The 18,769-nt window shown below is 38.5% G+C and carries 33 protein-coding genes; 1 reads left to right on the top strand and 32 read right to left on the bottom strand.

Going from position 1 to position 18,769, the window contains the following annotated elements; all coding sequences use genetic code 11:
* Positions 1-40: 40 nt before the first annotated feature.
* The 32 genes from rplQ to rpsL all read right to left on the bottom strand — a co-directional run bounded on the left by rplQ (position 41) and on the right by rpsL (position 16,867).
* Complete coding sequence (rplQ, locus tag BST86_RS00975) at positions 41-517, bottom strand: 50S ribosomal protein L17 (RefSeq protein ID WP_055412086.1); 477 nt, start codon at positions 515-517, stop codon at positions 41-43.
* A gap of 30 nt (positions 518-547) precedes the next feature.
* Positions 548-1,540 (bottom strand): DNA-directed RNA polymerase subunit alpha, encoded by a 993-nt coding sequence (locus BST86_RS00970; protein ID WP_055412085.1) that lies wholly within the window; start codon positions 1,538-1,540, stop codon positions 548-550.
* A gap of 20 nt (positions 1,541-1,560) precedes the next feature.
* Entirely contained in the window at positions 1,561-2,166 is a 606-nt protein-coding gene (gene rpsD, locus BST86_RS00965) for a 30S ribosomal protein S4 (RefSeq protein ID WP_105981625.1), read from the bottom strand.
* Positions 2,167-2,251: 85 nt separating this feature from the next.
* Positions 2,252-2,641, bottom strand: a complete 390-nt coding sequence (rpsK, locus tag BST86_RS00960; protein WP_055412083.1) for a 30S ribosomal protein S11 — start codon at positions 2,639-2,641, stop codon at positions 2,252-2,254.
* A 12-nt stretch (positions 2,642-2,653) separates the two neighbouring features.
* The gene (gene rpsM, locus BST86_RS00955; RefSeq protein WP_055412082.1) at positions 2,654-3,028 is read right to left on the bottom strand and encodes a 30S ribosomal protein S13; all 375 of its coding nucleotides are present in this window, start codon (positions 3,026-3,028) and stop codon (positions 2,654-2,656) included.
* 3 nt (positions 3,029-3,031) lie between these two features.
* Positions 3,032-3,148, bottom strand: coding sequence for a type B 50S ribosomal protein L36 (gene ykgO, locus BST86_RS00950; protein WP_015361145.1), 117 nt, complete (start codon positions 3,146-3,148; stop codon positions 3,032-3,034).
* A gap of 1 nt (position 3,149) precedes the next feature.
* Complete coding sequence (infA, locus tag BST86_RS00945; RefSeq protein WP_015361146.1) at positions 3,150-3,365, bottom strand: translation initiation factor IF-1; 216 nt, start codon at positions 3,363-3,365, stop codon at positions 3,150-3,152.
* A gap of 2 nt (positions 3,366-3,367) precedes the next feature.
* Positions 3,368-4,702 carry a preprotein translocase subunit SecY gene (secY, locus tag BST86_RS00940; protein WP_055412081.1) on the bottom strand — a complete coding sequence of 445 codons (1,335 nt, stop codon included), beginning with the start codon at positions 4,700-4,702 and terminating at the stop codon, positions 3,368-3,370.
* A gap of 9 nt (positions 4,703-4,711) precedes the next feature.
* Positions 4,712-5,164, bottom strand: coding sequence for a 50S ribosomal protein L15 (gene rplO, locus BST86_RS00935; protein WP_105981624.1), 453 nt, complete (start codon positions 5,162-5,164; stop codon positions 4,712-4,714).
* 5 nt (positions 5,165-5,169) lie between these two features.
* Complete coding sequence (rpmD, locus tag BST86_RS00930) at positions 5,170-5,349, bottom strand: 50S ribosomal protein L30 (protein ID WP_105981623.1); 180 nt, start codon at positions 5,347-5,349, stop codon at positions 5,170-5,172.
* Between the two features lie 5 nt (positions 5,350-5,354).
* Positions 5,355-5,879: a 30S ribosomal protein S5 gene (gene rpsE / locus BST86_RS00925; protein ID WP_055412078.1), complete on the bottom strand. Its 525-nt coding sequence runs from the start codon at positions 5,877-5,879 to the stop codon at positions 5,355-5,357.
* Between the two features lie 17 nt (positions 5,880-5,896).
* Positions 5,897-6,244, bottom strand: a complete 348-nt coding sequence (gene rplR, locus BST86_RS00920; protein WP_105981622.1) for a 50S ribosomal protein L18 — start codon at positions 6,242-6,244, stop codon at positions 5,897-5,899.
* Positions 6,245-6,256: 12 nt separating this feature from the next.
* Complete coding sequence (gene rplF, locus BST86_RS00915) at positions 6,257-6,799, bottom strand: 50S ribosomal protein L6 (RefSeq protein WP_105981621.1); 543 nt, start codon at positions 6,797-6,799, stop codon at positions 6,257-6,259.
* Between the two features lie 9 nt (positions 6,800-6,808).
* Positions 6,809-7,207, bottom strand: a complete 399-nt coding sequence (rpsH, locus tag BST86_RS00910) for a 30S ribosomal protein S8 (RefSeq protein ID WP_105981620.1) — start codon at positions 7,205-7,207, stop codon at positions 6,809-6,811.
* Between the two features lie 19 nt (positions 7,208-7,226).
* Entirely contained in the window at positions 7,227-7,496 is a 270-nt protein-coding gene (gene rpsN / locus BST86_RS00905) for a 30S ribosomal protein S14 (protein WP_055412074.1), read from the bottom strand.
* Positions 7,497-7,498: 2 nt separating this feature from the next.
* The gene (gene rplE, locus BST86_RS00900; RefSeq protein ID WP_105981619.1) at positions 7,499-8,050 is read right to left on the bottom strand and encodes a 50S ribosomal protein L5; all 552 of its coding nucleotides are present in this window, start codon (positions 8,048-8,050) and stop codon (positions 7,499-7,501) included.
* 2 nt (positions 8,051-8,052) lie between these two features.
* A complete protein-coding gene (rplX, locus tag BST86_RS00895) occupies positions 8,053-8,364 on the bottom strand; it encodes a 50S ribosomal protein L24 (RefSeq protein WP_105981618.1) in 312 nt (103 codons plus the stop codon).
* A 7-nt stretch (positions 8,365-8,371) separates the two neighbouring features.
* Entirely contained in the window at positions 8,372-8,740 is a 369-nt protein-coding gene (gene rplN / locus BST86_RS00890) for a 50S ribosomal protein L14 (protein WP_055412071.1), read from the bottom strand.
* Entirely contained in the window at positions 8,740-8,997 is a 258-nt protein-coding gene (gene rpsQ / locus BST86_RS00885; protein WP_055412070.1) for a 30S ribosomal protein S17, read from the bottom strand. Before rpsQ ends, rplN begins: the two co-directional genes overlap by 1 nt.
* Before the next feature lie 11 nt (positions 8,998-9,008).
* On the bottom strand, positions 9,009-9,191 hold the full coding sequence (gene rpmC / locus BST86_RS00880; protein ID WP_055412069.1) for a 50S ribosomal protein L29: 183 nt from the start codon (positions 9,189-9,191) through the stop codon (positions 9,009-9,011).
* A gap of 9 nt (positions 9,192-9,200) precedes the next feature.
* A complete protein-coding gene (gene rplP / locus BST86_RS00875) occupies positions 9,201-9,620 on the bottom strand; it encodes a 50S ribosomal protein L16 (RefSeq protein WP_041494977.1) in 420 nt (139 codons plus the stop codon).
* Positions 9,621-9,631: 11 nt separating this feature from the next.
* The gene (gene rpsC, locus BST86_RS00870; protein ID WP_055412068.1) at positions 9,632-10,348 is read right to left on the bottom strand and encodes a 30S ribosomal protein S3; all 717 of its coding nucleotides are present in this window, start codon (positions 10,346-10,348) and stop codon (positions 9,632-9,634) included.
* Between the two features lie 5 nt (positions 10,349-10,353).
* The gene (rplV, locus tag BST86_RS00865; protein ID WP_055412067.1) at positions 10,354-10,761 is read right to left on the bottom strand and encodes a 50S ribosomal protein L22; all 408 of its coding nucleotides are present in this window, start codon (positions 10,759-10,761) and stop codon (positions 10,354-10,356) included.
* A gap of 8 nt (positions 10,762-10,769) precedes the next feature.
* Positions 10,770-11,048 (bottom strand): 30S ribosomal protein S19, encoded by a 279-nt coding sequence (gene rpsS / locus BST86_RS00860; RefSeq protein ID WP_041494981.1) that lies wholly within the window; start codon positions 11,046-11,048, stop codon positions 10,770-10,772.
* Positions 11,049-11,051: 3 nt separating this feature from the next.
* Positions 11,052-11,876 carry a 50S ribosomal protein L2 gene (rplB, locus tag BST86_RS00855; protein WP_055412066.1) on the bottom strand — a complete coding sequence of 275 codons (825 nt, stop codon included), beginning with the start codon at positions 11,874-11,876 and terminating at the stop codon, positions 11,052-11,054.
* A 13-nt stretch (positions 11,877-11,889) separates the two neighbouring features.
* Complete coding sequence (rplW, locus tag BST86_RS00850) at positions 11,890-12,180, bottom strand: 50S ribosomal protein L23 (RefSeq protein ID WP_055412065.1); 291 nt, start codon at positions 12,178-12,180, stop codon at positions 11,890-11,892.
* A 3-nt stretch (positions 12,181-12,183) separates the two neighbouring features.
* Positions 12,184-12,813 (bottom strand): 50S ribosomal protein L4, encoded by a 630-nt coding sequence (gene rplD, locus BST86_RS00845; protein WP_105981617.1) that lies wholly within the window; start codon positions 12,811-12,813, stop codon positions 12,184-12,186.
* Positions 12,813-13,430, bottom strand: a complete 618-nt coding sequence (gene rplC / locus BST86_RS00840; RefSeq protein WP_055412063.1) for a 50S ribosomal protein L3 — start codon at positions 13,428-13,430, stop codon at positions 12,813-12,815. The genes rplD and rplC overlap by 1 nt, the downstream gene beginning before the upstream one ends.
* A gap of 71 nt (positions 13,431-13,501) precedes the next feature.
* Complete coding sequence (gene rpsJ, locus BST86_RS00835; protein ID WP_041494987.1) at positions 13,502-13,807, bottom strand: 30S ribosomal protein S10; 306 nt, start codon at positions 13,805-13,807, stop codon at positions 13,502-13,504.
* Positions 13,808-13,817: 10 nt separating this feature from the next.
* A complete protein-coding gene (gene fusA / locus BST86_RS00830) occupies positions 13,818-15,959 on the bottom strand; it encodes an elongation factor G (RefSeq protein ID WP_105981616.1) in 2,142 nt (713 codons plus the stop codon).
* Positions 15,960-15,961: 2 nt separating this feature from the next.
* A complete protein-coding gene (gene rpsG, locus BST86_RS00825) occupies positions 15,962-16,438 on the bottom strand; it encodes a 30S ribosomal protein S7 (protein WP_055412061.1) in 477 nt (158 codons plus the stop codon).
* A gap of 54 nt (positions 16,439-16,492) precedes the next feature.
* Entirely contained in the window at positions 16,493-16,867 is a 375-nt protein-coding gene (gene rpsL / locus BST86_RS00820; RefSeq protein ID WP_055412060.1) for a 30S ribosomal protein S12, read from the bottom strand.
* A gap of 167 nt (positions 16,868-17,034) precedes the next feature.
* Here rpsL and BST86_RS00815 point away from each other — a divergent pair, with 167 nt between their 5' ends.
* A complete protein-coding gene (locus BST86_RS00815; protein WP_105981615.1) occupies positions 17,035-18,684 on the top strand; it encodes a BamA/TamA family outer membrane protein in 1,650 nt (549 codons plus the stop codon).
* Positions 18,685-18,769: the final 85 nt, after the last annotated feature.

Raw genomic sequence — 18,769 nt, 5'->3', positions numbered from 1 at the left:
CGAAACATTAATCCTTTTATAATTGTTTATGAAGGGTTTTTTACTCTTCCTCATTAGTTGCTTCTGTAGTTTCCTTTTTAGGAGCTTCAGTTTTTGCCTTTCCACCACGACGACTACGTCTTGTAGTTTTCTTAGTGTCGGCGCCTGCTTTGTAAACATCGTTGTAATCAACCAACTCGATTAATGCCATATCTGCATTATCTCCTAGTCTATTACCCATCTTTATAATTCTAGTGTAACCACCTGGACGGTCACCCACTTTTGCAGCTACTTCTCTGAACAATTCTGTCACTGCTTCCTTACTACGTAATTGAGCAAAAGTCAATCGACGATTGTGAGTTGTGTCTGCCTTTGATTTAGTTATAAGTGGCTCTACGAATTGTTTAAGAGCTTTTGCTTTTGCAACAGTAGTGTTAATACGCTTATGCTCAATTAATGAACAAGCCATATTAGAAAGCATTGCCTTACGGTGTGCTGTCTTTCTACTTAAATGATTTACTTTTTTTCCGTGTCTCATTGTCTTCTATTTCTACAACTAGGTGAAAACCTAGTCACGGTCTAATTTATATTTTGAAAGATCCATACCAAAATTCAAACCTTTCACGTTTACCAACTCTTCTAACTCTGTCAAAGACTTCTTACCGAAGTTTCTGAACTTCATTAGATCATTCTTGTTGTAAGAAACAAGATCTCCAAGAGTTTCAACTTCTGCAGCTTTCAAACAGTTGAGGGCACGAACTGAAAGTTCCATATCCACAAGTTTAGTTTTAAGCAACTGACGCATGTGAAGACTTTCTTCATCATAAGTTTCAGTCTGGGCAATTTCATCTGCTTCAAGAGTAATTCTCTCATCAGAGAATAACATGAAGTGGTGAATCAAAGTTTTTGCAGCCTCAGTAAGAGCATGCTTTGGGTGAATGCTACCATCTGTGATGATTTCAAACACCAACTTCTCATAGTCAGTTTTTTGCTCTACACGATAGTTCTCTATACTGTATTTTACATTCTTGATAGGTGTAAAAATACTGTCGATTGCTATAGTTCCAAGAGCAGCGCTGCTGTTCTTGTTTTCTTCAGCAGGAACATATCCTCTTCCTTTCTCGATAGTTAATTCAAGATTAAGGTTTATGGAGGATTCTGTATTACAGATTACCATTTCTGGATTCAACACTTGAAAACCAGAAATATATTTTTGCATATCACCAGCGGTAAATTGATCCTTTCCAGAGAAAGAAACATTTACGACTTCACTATCTACCTCGTCAATCTGACGTCTAAATCTAACTTGTTTGAAGTTTAGGATTATTTCGGTAACATCTTCAACCACTCCTTCAATGGTAGAGAACTCGTGATCAACGCCTTCAATTCTGATAGATGTTATTGCGAATCCTTCCAAGGAAGAAAGTAATACTCTTCTAAGAGCATTTCCAACGGTCAATCCATATCCTGGTTCTAAAGGTCTGAACTCAAACTTACCTTCAAAATCGGTTGAATCGATCATGATTACTTTATCCGGCTTTTGGAAATTTAATATTGCCATAAGAATAATGTGGTTAAAAATTATTTAGAATACAATTCAACAATTAACTGCTCCTTGATGTTTTCAGGTATCTGAATTCTTTCTGGAACTGCTACAAATGTACCAGACATGCTGGCCTTGTTGAATGTAATGAAATCATATACATGCTCATTTGAAGAAAGTGCATCGTCAATAGCTGTAAGTGATTTTGATTTTTCTCTAACTGCAACAACATCACCTGCCTGCAATTGATAAGATGGAATGTTTACCAACTGACCGTTTACGGTAATGTGTCTGTGTGAAACAAGCTGTCTTGCACCTCTTCTGGTACGAGCCATTCCCATTCTGTATACTACATTGTCCAAACGAGACTCTGCTAGTTGAAGTAAAACTTCACCTGTAATACCAGAACTACGAACTGCTTTTTCAAACATTAAACGGAATTGCTTTTCAAGAATTCCATAAGTGTACTTAGCTTTTTGCTTTTCCTTAAGTTGTACCGCATATTCGGACTCTTTTCCACGTCTTCTTGCGTTACCATGCATGCCTGGAGGATAGTTTTTCTTCTCCAGTGCTTTACTAGGGCCAAAAATTGGTTCTCTGAACCTACGAGCAATTTTTGCCTTAGGACCTCTATATCTTGCCATTATAAAATTGTTTAAAAGTGATGTACTGTGAATTCAGGTCTATATCCTTCAGCAGTCTGATAATCACCAGATATTATTAAATTAATTATACTCTTCTTCTTTTTGGAGGGCGACATCCATTGTGTGGCAATGGAGTAACATCGATAATTTCAGTCACCTCAATACCAGCATTGTGAATCGTACGTATCGCACTTTCACGACCATTCCCTGGTCCTTTTACATAGGCCTTAACCTTTCTAAGTCCTGCCTCGTGAGCAACTTTAGAAGCATCCTCTGCAGCAAGTTGCGCTGCATATGGAGTGTTCTTTTTTGAACCTCTAAAGCCCATCTTACCAGCAGAAGACCATGAAATGACTTCTCCTTTTTTATTTGTAAGCGAAACAAGTATGTTGTTAAATGAAGATGAAATGTGAGCCTCACCTACACTTTCAACGATTACCTTACGCTTTTTTGCTACTGTTTTAGACTTTGCCATATCAGTTACTTATTATTTAGTTGCTTTCTTCTTGTTAGCGACAGTCTTACGTTTTCCTTTACGAGTACGAGAGTTATTCTTAGTACGCTGACCTCTTAATGGAAGCCCAGATCTGTGACGTATACCTCTGTAACAACCGATGTCCATCAAACGCTTGATGTTCATTTGAGTTTCAGAACGCAATTCACCTTCAATGGTAAATTCACCGATGGCATTACGAATCTTACCGATCTCGTCATCATCCCATTCACTTACCTTCTTATCTACACCAACACCAGTCGACAATAAAACTTCTTGAGCTCTACTTCTACCTACACCATAGATGTAAGTAAGTGCTATTTCTCCTCTTTTGTTTTTAGGTATATCTACCCCTGCGATTCTAGCCATAGCTTAACCTTGTCTTTGTTTAAATTTTGGGTTCTTTTTGTTGATAACGTAAAGGCGACCCTTACGGCGTACGATTTTACAATCTGCACTTCTCTTCTTTATCGATGCTCTAACTTTCATATCAATATCTATAAGTAATCCTTGCCTTAGTCAAATCGTAAGGACTCATTTCTAATTTAACTTTATCACCAGGAAGTAATTTAATATAATGCATGCGCATCTTTCCTGATATATGCGCTGTAACAACATGACCATTTTCCAACTCTACCCTAAACATCGCGTTTGATAAAGCTTCTATTATTGATCCATCTTGTTCTATCGCTGATTGTTTAGCCATAATTATGCTACTGCTTTTCTATTTTTACCAGTCTTTATAAGACCGTCGTAATGTCTATTCAATAAATATGAATTGATTTGTTGCATTGTATCAATTGCAACACCTACCATAATCAACATGGAAGTACCTCCATAAAACAATGCCCATGATTGAGTGACGCCCATTAGTGATACAAAAGCGGGAACAATCGCAACTAGCGCTAAAAAGATCGAACCTGGCAATGTTATTTGAGACATAATACGATCCAAATACTCTGAAGTTTCAGTTCCAGGTCTAATACCAGGAATAAATCCACCATTGCGTTTCAAATCATCTGCCATCTTATTAGTAGGAACCGTAATCGCTGTGTAGAAGTAAGTAAATACTATAATCAACAATGCAAAAACTAAATTGTACCAGAACCCGAAAATATCACCGAAAGCCGTAGCGACAGAAGTTGCCCAATCTGACTCCAATTGACCTAAAGCTTGAGGTACAAACATCAATGCCTGTGCAAAGATGATAGGCATAACACCAGAAGCGTTAAGTTTTAATGGAATATATTGTCTTGATCCAAAAACATTCTTTTCATATCCACCAGATGCAGTTCGTCTAGCGTACTGTACTGGTATCTTTCTTACTGCCATTACAAGCATAATACATGCCATGATGACTAATAACCAAATAACTATTTCAATAATTATAACAAAAGGACCACCTACGCCCTCAAATCGGGATACAAATTCTTGTGCAAAAGCTTGAGGTAAAGTAGCAATAATACCTACCATAATTAAGAGAGAGATTCCATTACCAATACCTTTATCAGTAATTTTTTCTCCTAACCACATGGCAAACACACATCCAGTGACAAGAATAATCGTCCCTACTACTAAAATCAACGTTTGATTATCGATCAAGTAAGCTTCAGGTGGCACACCTAAAGAACCTAGACTTAATAAATAACTAGGAGCTTGTACAAGACAAATACCTATGGTAAGCCATCTTGTGATCTGATTGATTTTACGTCTTCCAGACTCACCTTCCTTTTGTAACTTCTGTAAATATGGAACCGCAATACCCATTAATTGTACAACAATACTTGCAGAAATGTATGGCATGATACCCAAAGCAAAAACGGAAGCATTCGCAAACGCTCCACCCGTAAAGGCATTGAGTATGGAACCTATACCACCACCTTCAAAATTGGAGGCAAATCCCGCTAACTGAGTGGAATCTATAAAAGGTAATACCACCTGAGCACCAAAACGGTACACAAGCAATAAACTGAAAGTCATAAGAATACGATCTTTCAGTTCCTCAATCTTCCAGATATTTTTAATTGTATCAATTAACTTCATTGGGATTGATTATGCAGTTTCTATTTTACCACCAGCCTTTTCTATAGCTGCTTTCGCGGAAGCGGTAAATTTATGAGCTGTAACGGTAATAGCTGAATTGATTTCACCTCTACCTAGTATCTTAACAAGATCGTTTTTGTCAACCAAACGCTCTCTAATTAGATCTTCTACAACAATTGTATCACCCAATCTACCTTCTGCGTGGTACGCTTGAAGAGTATCCAAGTTAATTCCTTTATAGTCCTTGCGGTTAATGTTGGTAAAACCAAACTTAGGGACACGTCTTTGTAAAGGCATTTGACCACCTTCAAAACCGATCTTTTTAGAATAACCAGAACGAGACTTTGCTCCTTTGTGACCTCTTGTTGCTGTACCACCTTTACCAGAACCTTGTCCACGACCAATAATCTTTGCAGATTTCTTTACGGAACCTTCAGCAGGTTTTAAATTATTTAGACCCATTGTTCTTATGCTTTTTCTACGGTAACTAAGTGAGACACTTTTGCTATCATTCCCATAATAGCTGGTGAATCATCATGCTCAACTACCTGATTCATTTTATGCAAACCTAAAGCTTGCAGCGTTTTTTTCTGACGTGCCGTGCGGTTGATTGCACTACGCACTTTTTTTACGTGTAACTTGGCCATGATGCTTATCCGTTAAATACTTTATCTATTGAAACACCTCTTTGTTTTGCCACAGTCGCTGCATTACGCAGTTGTAACAAAGCATCAAAAGTTGCTTTCACCACGTTATGTGGATTTGAAGAACCTTGGTTTTTAGAAAGTACGTCGTGTACACCAACCGCTTCAAGTACGGCACGAATAGCACCACCTGCGATTACTCCAGTACCCGTTGCTGCAGGAAGTAATAAAACTCTTGCACCACCAAACTTACCTTTTTGCTCATGAGGAATAGTTCCCTTTTGCAAAGGTATGCGGACTAGATTCTTCTTTGCGTCTTCTACTGCTTTAGAAATAGCTTCAGAAACCTCTTTAGACTTTCCTAGACCATGTCCAACAACACCGTTTTCATCACCAACTACTACAATTGCAGAGAAACCAAAGGCACGACCACCTTTTGTTACCTTTGTAACACGTTGTACACCAACAAGGCGATCTTTAAGATCTAAACCACCTGGCTTTACAGTTTCAATATTTTTATACTTCTGATACATTACGTAAATCTTTCTAATTAAAATTTCAAACCGCCTTCACGAGCTCCTTCAGCTAGAGATAAAACTCTACCGTGATAAAGATAACCACCTCTGTCAAAAGAAACAGACTCAACGCCTGCAGCCTTTGCTTTCTCGGCTAGCTTCATTCCAACTTCTTTTGCAGCATCCTTCTTAGGTGCAGAAGATTTCAACTCACGTGAACTAGCTGAAGCGATTGTTATTCCATCTACATCATTAATAACCTGAGCATAAATCTCCTTGTTACTACGATATACTGATAGACGTGGACGATCTGCAGTACCAGAAACTGTTTTTCTGATACTACGACGGATCTTTTGTCTTCTAACTGACTTTGAAAATGCCATAATACTATATTCTTATGCTGATTTACCAGCTTTTCTTCTAATTATTTCTCCTACGAACTTGATTCCTTTTCCTTTGTATGGCTCAGGCTTTCTAAAAGCTCTAATTTTTGCGGCAACTTGTCCAACCAACTGCTTGTCAAAAGAAGTCAACTTCACGATTGGATTTTTTCCCTTTTCAGAAATGGTTTCAACCTTAACTTCAGGTGCAACGTCGATAACGATATTGTGTGAAAAACCTAAAGCAAGATCCAACTTCTGACCTTGATTAGAGGCTCTATAACCTACTCCAACCAACTCTAATTTCTTTGTCCAACCCACAGAAACACCCTGAATCATATTATTCACGAGTGAACGGTATAAACCGTGCTTAGCCCTGTGGTCCTTAGAATCTGAAGGACGAGTTACAAAAACTTCATTATCCTCAACTCTAATATCAACATCAGAAAATGGCTGAACCAATTTTCCTAGTTTACCTTCTACATTAATCTCACCGTCAGCAACCTTAACTTCAACTCCTGATGGTATTGCTACCGGATTATTTCCTATTCTAGACATAACTCTTTTTTAATAAACGTAACAAAGAACTTCTCCACCTACATTCTCAGATCTTGCCTGCTTATCAGTCATTACACCTTTTGATGTAGAGATGATAGCAATACCTAATCCATTTAGAATTCTAGGAAGCTCAGTAGACCCAGCATATTTTCTAAGACCAGGCTTAGACAAACGCTGAATATCCTTAATCACTGATTCTTTTGTGTCGCGGTCGTACTTAAGTGCAATTTTGATAACATCTTGAGTAGATTGTTCCATGAATTTATAACTCAAGATATAACCTTGATCAAAAAGGATTTTTGTAATTTCCTTTTTCAAGTTAGATGCTGGTATCTCAACTACTCTATGATTCGCACGCATAGCGTTACGAATTCTTGTTAAATAATCTGCTATTGGATCTGTATTCATAATCTTATCTTTAGACTAGTTACCAACTAGCTTTTTTAACACCAGGTATTAAACCTTTATTCGCCATTTCTCTAAACATTACTCTGGACAAACCAAATTGTCTCATATAACCTTTAGGACGACCAGTTAACTTACATCTGTTGTGCAATCTTACTGGAGATGAATTTTTAGGCAACTTTTGAAGCTCTTCATAATCACCTGCCTCCTTCAAAGCTTTACGCTTTTCAGCGTACTTTTCTACTAATGCTTCTCTTTTGCGCTCACGCGCTTTCATTGATTCTTTTGCCATCCTTAGTCCTTTTTAAAAGGTAAACCTAGCTCACCCAAGAGTGATTTAGCCTCTTTATCTGTTTTAGCAGTAGTAACGAATGTAATATCCATCCCTGCAATTTTATTTACTTTGTCAATATTGATCTCTGGGAAAATGATCTGCTCAGTAATACCAAGATTATAATTTCCTCTACCATCAAAACCAGTAGCTTTAATCCCTTGGAAATCTCTAACTCGTGGTAATGCTACAGTGATCAAACGATCCAAAAACTCATACATGCGTTCACCTCTAAGAGTTACTTTAGCTCCGATAGGCATACCTTTTCTCAATTTGAAAGAAGCTACATCCTTTTTAGATAATGTCGCTACCGCCTTTTGACCAGTAATCATGGTAAGCTCCTCTACAGCATAGTCGATAAGCTTCTTGTCAGCAACCGCTGCACCAACACCTCTACTCAAAACGATCTTCTGAAGTTTAGGTATTTCCATTACATTGGAATATCCAAACTCTTCTTTGAGTGAAGCAGCTACACGCTCTTTATATTCTTCCTTAAGTCTTGGAATGTATGACATGACTATATTTCTTCTTTAGTTGTACGTGCAATACGTACTTTTTTACCATTCTCTAGTTTGTAACCTACGCGAGTAGTTTTACCATTACCATCCACAAGCGAAAGGTTGGATACTTGAATAGCAGCTTCCTTTTGCTTTATTCCTCCTTGAGGATTTGTTGCACTAGGCTTCTCATGTTTGGAAACCATATTCACACCTTCAACGATGGCTTTATTCTTATCCAAGAATACTTTAGTCACTGTTCCTTCGCTGCCTTTGTGTTCACCAGCAATGACTCTTACAGTATCTCCAGATTTAATTTTCAATTTTCCCATAGCTTAATTATAATACTTCTGGTGCAAGTGATACAATCTTCATGAATTGACGATCACGTAACTCTCTTGCAACTGGTCCAAATACACGCGTACCGCGCATCTCAGAGTTAGGGTTTAAAAGAACACACGCATTATCATCAAATCTGATGTACGATCCATCAGGACGACGTACTTCTTTTTTAGTACGTACTACAACAGCAGTAGATACAGCTCCCTTTTTAATATTTCCGTTAGGTGTAGCCTCTTTGACAGAAACAACAATTTTATCACCAACAGACGCATAACGTCTCTTAGTACCTCCCAAAACACGAATACACAAAACCTCTTTGGCTCCAGTATTGTCTGCGACCTTTAATCTTGATTCTTGTTGTAACATTATTTAGCTCTTTCTAAAATTTCGACAAGTCTCCAAGTCTTGGTTTTACTAAGTGGACGAGTTTCCATGATGCGAACAGTGTCACCTTCATTACACTCATTCTTTTCATCGTGAGCAACGTACTTCTTAGTATTCAATACGAATTTTCCGTACATAGGGTGTTTCTGTCTCTTTACTTCTGCAACAACTATAGACTTATCCATTTTGCTACTGCGGACAACACCGATACGCTCTTTTCTTAAATTTCTTTCTTCCATTACAATTCGTATTATGAATTATTAAGTGCTGTTTTAAGTCTAGCAATCGTTTTACGTGCCTTAGTAATCTGTGATGGATTTTCTAATGGCGAAACAATATGCGTACGCTTCAAGTCAGCATATGACTTCTGAGACTCTGCAAGCCTGTCTTTCAATTCTTCCTGAGAATAACCTTTAACCTCTGATTGCTTCATGATATGCTTTTATTCTTGATAATCGCGAGCGACTATAAACTTGGTTTTTACTGGTAACTTTTGTGCAGCTAGTCTTAATGCTTCCTGTGCAGTAGCTAGTGGTACACCGGAAACTTCAAAGAGAATTCTACCCGGCTTCACAACAGCTGCCCAATATTCTACAGCACCTTTACCTTTACCCATACGAACCTCAAGAGGTTTTTTGGTGATAGGCTTGTCTGGGAATATTTTGATCCATAAAGAACCTTCACGCTTCATATATCTAGTAGCCGCAATACGAGCTGCCTCTATTTGACGAGAATTGATAAATTCTGAATCTAAAGACTTGATACCAAAAGTACCATAGGCTAGTTGATTACCTCTACCAGAATCTCCTTTCATGCGGCCTTTCTGCTGCTTTCTAAACTTTGTTTTTCTAGGTTGTAACATCTCTAGCTATATTATTTTCTACGACGACGACTGTTTCCACGGTCAGCGCCACCTTGTTTACCTTGTTTCTTTGAAAGACCAGCTAATGGAGAAAGTTCACGTTTTCCATAAACCTCACCTTTCATAATCCAAACCTTTACACCGATTCTACCGTAAGTAGTATGAGCTTCAACTAATGCATAGTCGATATCTGCTCTAAAAGTTGAAAGTGGAATACGTCCATCCTTGTATGATTCACTACGAGCCATTTCAGCACCGTTCAACCTACCAGAAATCTGTATCTTAATACCTTCAGCATTCATTCTCATCGCTGCTGCAATAGCCATTTTGATGGCACGACGATAAGAAATTCTATTCTCAATTTGTCTAGCAACACTAGCTCCAACTAAATGAGCATCGAGTTCTGGTCGTTTGATCTCATGAATATTGATTTGAACATCTTTTCCAGATATTTTCTTCAACTCTTCCTTAAGACGATCAACCTCTTGTCCACCTTTACCGATAATAATACCAGGTCTGGCAGTCATGATAGTTATGGTAACTAATTTAAGAGTGCGCTCAATTATGATTCTTGAAACGCTAGCCTTAGCTAAACGAGCATGTATATATTTTCTAAGCTTGTCATCTTCTGCAAGCTTATCTCCATAATCGTTTCCTCCGTACCAGTTAGATTCCCATCCACGGATGATTCCTAACCTATTACCTATTGGATTTGTTTTCTGTCCCATATTAACTATTTCTTCTCGGTATTGGATTCACCCAACACTAGAGTGACATGGTTAGATCTTTTTCTAATTCTGTGAGCACGACCTTGTGGAGCTGGTCTTAATCTCTTAAGCATTGTTCCACCGTCAACTCTAATTTCTTTGATGAACAACCCTGCATCTGCAACATCACCATCTTCATTTTTAGCTTGCCAGTTAGATACAGCAGACAGGACTAACTTGTCAAGTCGTCTAGCTGCCTCTTTAGAGGAAAATTTAAGAATATTAAGTGCATCCTCTACTTTCTTACCGCGAATAATATCAGCAACCAATCTCATTTTACGTGGAGATGTTGGGCAATTATTCAACTTTGCAAAAGCTATGCTCTTCTTTTCTTCCTTCAACCTTTCGGCCGTTTGTCTTTTACGAACTCCCATAGCTTAAGTTATTTTTTTCCCTTATTCTTAGCAGCTGCGTGACCACGGTAAGAACGTGTTGGAGAGAATTCTCCAAGCTTGTGTCCAACCATATTCTCTGTTACATAAACGGGAACAAATTGTCTACCGTTATGAACTGCTATAGTTTGTCCAACAAAGTCAGGTGTGATCATTGACGCACGAGACCAAGTCTTAATTACTGTTTTCTTTCCAGACTCAACATTTTGAGCCACCTTAGATTCCAACTTATGAAATACATAAGGTCCTTTTTTTAATGAACGAGCCATAATTTATTTCTTTCTACGTTCTAAAATATATTGAGTACTTGCCTTGTTCAAGTCACGTGTACGGTATCCTTTGGCAGGTACACCATTACGAGATCTTGGATGACCACCTGAAGCGCGACCTTCACCACCACCCATTGGGTGATCGACTGGGTTCATCGCAACCGGTCTTGTTCTTGGTCTTCTACCTAACCATCTGCTTCTACCAGCCTTACCACCAACAACAAGTTGATGATCACTGTTAGAAATCGCACCGATAGTAGCAAGACATTCTTGTAAGATCAATCTGATTTCACCAGAAGGCATCTTAACAGTAGCATACTTACCATCTCTTGCCATTAATTGTGCAAAGGATCCAGCACTACGAGCTATAACAGCTCCTTGCCCAGGTCGTAACTCAATACAACTAACAATCGAGCCCAATGGAATATTTGCAAGCTTCATTGCATTCCCTACTTCAGGAGCAACATTATCACCAGAAACAATGTTCTGACCTACTTGCAGTCCGTTTTGAGCAATCACATAACGCTTTTCTCCATCTTGATAATTTACAAGAGCGATAAATGCCGTTCTATTAGGATCATATTCAATAGATGCAACCGTTGCTGGCACACCATGACGATTTCTTTTGAAATCAATGATACGGTAGCGTCTTTTGTGACCACCACCTAAGTAACGCATAGTCATACGACCTTTTGCATTACGACCACCAGAACGTTTATTCGGAGCGAGCAAGCTCTTCTCCGGCTTATCAGTCGTGATGGCATCATAGCCATTCACAACTCTAAATCGCTGTCCTGGAGTTACAGGTTTTAATTTTCTTACTGACATTACAGTATTTTATTTATAGATTACTATAAAGATCGATGGTATCACCATCCTTGAGTTGTACAAAAGCTTTTTTAACTGCTGATGTTTTACCAACTTGCGTCCCTGTTTTAGTATGTTTAGTTTTACGAGCTATTCTAGTATTCATAGTTCTTACTTTAAGAACAGTCACACCGTACACCTCTTCAACTTCTTTCTTTATTTGAACTTTGTTAGCCTTGGGAGACACCTCAAAACCATATCGATTCAACAGCTCACTATCGCTAGTCGCCTTTTCTGTAATTATGGGTTTTATTAAAATGCTCATGGCTTATTTACTTAAATTTTCCTGAATTCCTTCTAGAGAACCTTCCAAGACGACCAAATTATTGGCGTTAATAATCTTGTAAGTGCTTAATTCTGAGTAAGTTATCACTTCGATACCCTTCAAATTTCGCGAAGACAAATATACATTATTATTTGATTCACCCAACACAAACAGGGATTTTTTATTTGAAAGTCCCAAGCTGCTTAAAACTTCCTTGAAATCACTGGTTTTAGGAGCATCAAAATTGAAGTCTTCCACAACCTGCAAGTTACCTTCAGAAACCTTCATGCTTAAGGCACTTTTACGTGCTAGACGCTTTTGTCCTTTATTAAGTTTGAAAGAATAATCTCTAGGCACAGGACCAAAGATTCTACCACCACCTCTAAACACTGGTGACTTGATAGATCCAGCACGAGCAGTACCCGTACCTTTTTGTTTTTTAATCTTACGTGTACTACCTACGATCTCTGCACGTTGCTTTGCTTTGTGAGTACCCTGGCGTTGATTAGCCTGATATTGCTTAACATCTAGATAGATAGCGTGATCATTAGGCTCAATTCCAAAAACATCATCTGATAACTCTATCTGACGACCCGTTTCTTTTCCTTTAATGTCTATAACTGCTACCTTCATTATTTCTGTACGATTACATAAGCATTCTTGTGACCAGGAACACAACCTTTAACTACAAGGATATTTTGTTCTGGAACAACTTTAAGAACTCTTAAATTTTCAACTTTTACTTTTTCGTTACCCATCTGTCCAGCCATGCGCATTCCTTTGAATACACGTGCAGGATAAGATGCCGCACCGATGGAACCAGGAGCTCTCAAACGGTTGTGTTGACCGTGTGTCGCTTGACCTACACCACCAAAACCGTGGCGCTTCACAACACCCTGAAATCCTTTTCCTTTTGAAGTACCACTGATATCGACAAATTCACCTTCAGTAAACATATCAACACTTACAGTGTCACCTAATTTGTACTCCTTATCAAAACTCTTGAATTCAGCAACTTTTCTCTTGACAGCAGTACCAGCTTTCTTAAAGTGCCCTTGAGCAGCTTTAGAAGCATTTTTGTCTGATTTGTCATCGAAACCTAATTGCAGCGCGGCATAACCGTCTGTTTCTTCAGTTCTGACTTGGGTAACTACACAAGGGCCAGCTTGGATAACGGTACATGGCATATTCTTACCATTCTCGTCATAGATGCTGGTCATCCCTATTTTTTTTCCTATTAACCCAGACATAATTATTAATTAATTGTTATTGTATTTTGTTTGTTGCGCTTTCGCGAAAGCGAAATATGATCAAATATTTATCACACTTTAATTTCTACTTCAACCCCACTAGGAAGTTCAAGTTTCATCAATGCATCAATCGTTTTTGAAGAAGAACTGTAGATATCCAACAATCTCTTGTAGGAACTAAGTTCAAACTGCTCACGTGACTTCTTGTTTACGTGAGGAGATCTCAATACGGTAAATATTTTTTTGTGAGTAGGCAATGGAATCGGGCCAGTTACGACTGCTCCAGTACTTTTCACGGTCTTTACAATCTTTTCAGCAGATTTATCTACCAGCATGTAATCGTAAGACTTTAACTTGATTCTGATTTTTTGACTCATCTCTTGAAAATTAATTGTTACCTTTTGCTGCTGCGATTACTTCTTCACTAATACTAGAAGGAGTTTCTGCATAGTGAGCAAATTCCATAGTGGATGTTGCACGACCTGAAGAAAGCGTTCTAAGTGTTGTAACATAACCGAACATCTCTGAAAGAGGAACTTCTGCCTTTACCACTTTTGCACCAGCTCTATCGCTCATATCATTTACTTGTCCACGGCGACGGTTCAAGTCACCAACGATATCACCCATGTTTTCTTCTGGAGTGATGACCTCTACTTTCATGATAGGCTCAAGAATTACGGCACCAGCAGCTTTTGAAGCAGCTTTGTAACCCATTCTAGCAGCAAGTTCAAATGATAGAGCATCAGAATCTACCGGGTGGAAAGATCCATCCTTAAGAGTTACTCTCATACTATCCATCTCAAATCCTGCTAAAGGACCGTTATTCATTGCTTCTCTAAATCCTTTCTCAATCGCTGGGATAAATTCCTTAGGAATGTTACCACCTTTGATTTCATTGATAAATTGAAGACCTTCTGCTACTTTACCTTCTGCATCTTCATGAGCAGGCTCCATAGTAAATACGATATCTCCAAACTTACCACGTCCACCAGATTGCTTTTTGTAAGTCTCACGGTGATCTGCAGATCTAGTGATGGCCTCTTTGTACTCTACTTGAGGCGCACCTTGATTTACCTCTACCTTGAACTCACGTCTCAAACGATCAACGATGATATCTAAGTGAAGCTCACCCATTCCTGAAATGATCGTCTGGCCAGAAGCCTCGTCAGTTCTTACTTGGAATGTTGGATCTTCTTCAGCCAATTTAGCCAAAGCCATCCCCAATTTATCTACGTCTGCTTTGGTTTTAGGCTCAACAGCAATACCAATTACCGGATCAGGGAAGTCCATAGATTCCAATACGATTGGGTGCTTTTCATCAGACATGGTATCACCAGTCTTGATGTCTTTAAATCCTACCGCAGCACCTATATCTCCAGCCTCGATATAATCGATAGCGTTTTGCTTGTTGGAGTGCATTTGGTAAATACGCGAGATACGCTCTTTCTTACCAGAACGATTGTTCAATATATAAGAACCAGCATCTAAACGACCTGAATAAGCACGGAAGAACGCCAAACGACCTACAAATGGGTCTGTAGCAATCTTGAATGCAAGAGCTGCAAATGGTGCAGTTACATCAGGCTTACGTAATTCCTTCTCATCAGTATCAGGGTTGACACCAACGATTCCTTCCTTATCAGTTGGAGCAGGCAAATATCTACACACAGCATCCAATAAGAATTGAACACCTTTATTCTTAAATGCAGAACCACAAATCATTGGAATGATTGCCATATCCATTACTGCGGCACGTAGTGCTGCATGGACTTCTTCCTCAGTTATGGAATCTTCATCTTCCATATATTTCTCAAGAAGGGTCTCGTCATAAGTAGCTACCTCTTCGATAAGCATACCTCTATATTTACGAGCCTCAGCCTTAAGTTCTTCTGGGATTTCAATAACATCAAAGGTTGCGCCTTGAGTATCATCATGCCATACAATCGCACGATTTTTTACAAGATCCACAATTCCTTTAAAATCACCTTCCTCACCAATATTCAATACGATAGGCACCGCATTAGACTTCAACATATCTTTTACTTGCTGACAAACAGCAAGAAAGTTAGAACCTTGACGGTCCATTTTGTTTACGAAACCTATACGTGGCACTTTATAGTTATCAGCTAGTCTCCAGTTTGTTTCTGATTGTGGCTCAACACCATCAACCGCACTAAACAAGAATACCAACCCATCAAGTACACGCAATGATCTATTTACCTCTACAGTAAAGTCAACGTGTCCAGGAGTGTCAATAATATTAAAGTGATAATCTTTAGTTTCTGGTAACGGCTGTGCGTTCTCCATAGGGAATTTCCAGGTACAAGTTGTTGCAGCAGATGTGATCGTAATACCACGCTCCTGCTCTTGCTCCATCCAGTCCATAGTAGCTGCACCATCATGCACCTCTCCTATTTTATGGCTTACCCCAGTATAAAAAAGAATACGCTCTGTCGTAGTGGTTTTACCCGCATCAATGTGCGCAGCAATTCCAATATTTCTTGTGTATTTTAAGTCTCTTTGTGCCATTTTTAGAATCTAAAGTGTGAGAATGCCTTATTGGCTTCTGCCATTTTATGAGTATCTGTTTTCTTCTTAACTGCCGCACCTTCTTCCTTTGCCGCGGCAAGGACTTCAGCAGCTAGTTTTTGGGAGAAAGATTTCTCATTACGCTTTCTAGAATAGCTTATCAACCATTTCATTGCGGTTGAAATCTTTCTATCTGGACGTATTTGCATTGGAATCTGGAAGGTCGCTCCACCTACACGACGGCTACGCACCTCTACGTGAGGCATTACGTTTGATAACGCATCTTTCCATATTTCAAGTGAAGTCTTTTCCTCATCTTGGTTTTTCTCTTCAACGATATCCATCGCATCATAGAAAATTTTAAATGCTACCGACTTCTTACCATGCAACATCATCATGTTGACAAATCGAGTCACTAGCTGGTCATTGAAACGCGGATCTGGAAGGATCGGGCGTTTTTTTGCCTGTCTTTTTCTCATTTCTTCTCTTTGAGTTTGTTATTAGATGCCCACATTGTGGACACTAAAAGTTAATTACTTCTTAGGGCGTTTTGCACCATACTTAGACCTACGTTGTGTGCGATCTGCAACACCTGCGGTGTCCAGCGCCCCACGAACGATGTGGTATCTAACTCCTGGTAAATCCTTTACCCTTCCACCTCTAACCAATACTATCGAGTGCTCTTGTAGATTGTGTCCTTCTCCTGGAATGTATGCATTCACTTCCTTACCGTTGGTAAGTCTTACACGTGCCACCTTTCTCATTGCTGAGTTAGGTTTCTTAGGTGTAGTAGTGTAAACACGAGTACAAACTCCACGACGTTGAGGACAAGAATCTAAAGCAGCCGATTTGCTCTTCTTGGTTATTTTGGACCTTCCTTTACGTACTAATTGTGAAATCGTTGGCATATTGTTTTACGCTAATAAATTAATCCCCTATTTTAGGGTCGGCAAAGGTATGAATAATATTTACTTATTCAAATCTCATTTCCAAGTTTTTACCATAACTTTTTTTGACATAATCTTAAAAAGATTCGTTATCCCATTTTTGCGGCATAGGCTAAATAGAGATTCCCTTGATAAAGAAATCAGTCCTTATTATATATATACTTTTTAGCATAGGTCTTTTTGCGCAGACAGATCACACCCAAATATTCTTATTCCCAGATACACAATCGGTACAGCCGACGGATACTATTTTTCTAAAGAAAACAGAAAATCAGATCTCCAGCCGTCAATTAGATAGCATTAAAATCAATTTATTCCGTAAAGGCTACCTCAATCTAATCATTGCGGACACATTAAGAAAAAACACCAACCAGTTAAGCATCGTTCTCAACAATCTTTTCACGACAATCATCATGAAGGAGAATGATAACCTGGAAAATGGAATAATAATGGAGAGTTCGCTTTCGCGAAAGCGACCTAAAAAAACAACACCAGATAAATTTCTTGAAGAACTTGAAGCAGTTCAAAAAAAATACAACAATCAAGGTTCTCCTTTTGCAGAAGTCATGATCAACCGTTGGGATTTCACCAAGCAAGACACGGCCACTTTATTTTATGAGGTGAAAAATATCGAGCAGCGGCAAATTGACAGAATTATTGTGAATGGATACCCAAAGTACCCAAGAAATGTTATCGAAAATCTTGTAGCCAACCATACAAAGCTTAACAGTAAAAATATAGATCGGCTATCGACGAGGTTGGCAAATTTGAAATACTTGGAAAGCATCAAAGAGCCAGAAGCTCTTTTTAAAAAAGACAGCACCCTACTTTACGTTTACTTAAGGAAAAAAAATGCGAATAAAGCCGATGGATTGATTGGTTTCAATACTGATGATGATGGCAAACTGAATATAAATGGGTTTGTAGATGCCAGTCTGATCAACAATTTTAATCGTGGTGAACGATTTGACTTTGAGTATCGCAATGATAATAATGATCAAACTAATGTCTCGTTACAACTAAGCGTTCCATCATTATTATTTGAACGAATAGGAATTACAAGTAGCCTCAACATAACGAGAAGAGATTCTATTTATCAAAACTCAAGTTTTGTTGTAGGATTGAGTTACCAATTTTTGGGCAGCTGGAACACGCAACTGAATTATTACAGCAAATCCTCTACTGAGGAAAACAATCTGATCAATGTAAACAACTTTCAAACGCGTGGTGTTGTAACACAATTAACTTATGGAGGGAATTCCGCAAATGCACTTCAACCAGAAACCCTGAGCTTTTTGTTGGGCATGGGCTATTACCATAGAAATTTGGAAAATCAATCCGATGGTCAATATTCACTGGACTTGTCGTTTGAAAATCTCTGGCCACTATTGAACAAGCTGCACCTCAAAACAACGCTAAATGCTCATCTTTTGAAAACGGAACGATTGCAATTTAACGAGCTGACACAAATCGGTGGCATCAAGACAATTCGAGGATTTAATCAAAATAGCATCGACACAGCGGCTTACACTTTACTGCAAACAGACGTTAGATACAGTTTCAACGACCGGTTTTACATCAACTTATTGAACGACGGTGGCGTTTTTGAAGAATATATACAGAGAAAACCTCAATTTTTATACTCGTTTGGTGCAGGATTCGGAATATTAACACAGGCAGGAATACTGAGATTAGAGATTGCAAATGGGCGCTTTTTAAATTCTAATGAGAGCATTTCCAGTACGATAGCCCATCTAAATTTTACTATATTATTTTAGTAAAGTTATCTTATTGTTAAGCAGCCCTTAAATAATTCCATAAATTAGTCTTGAAAAGTTGTTTTATTAACTGTTTTTTGGCACT

Source organism: Nonlabens agnitus (assembly GCF_002994045.1).
Lineage (GTDB): Bacteria > Bacteroidota > Bacteroidia > Flavobacteriales > Flavobacteriaceae > Nonlabens > Nonlabens agnitus.
This window is presented reverse-complemented; position numbering and strand designations above follow the sequence as displayed.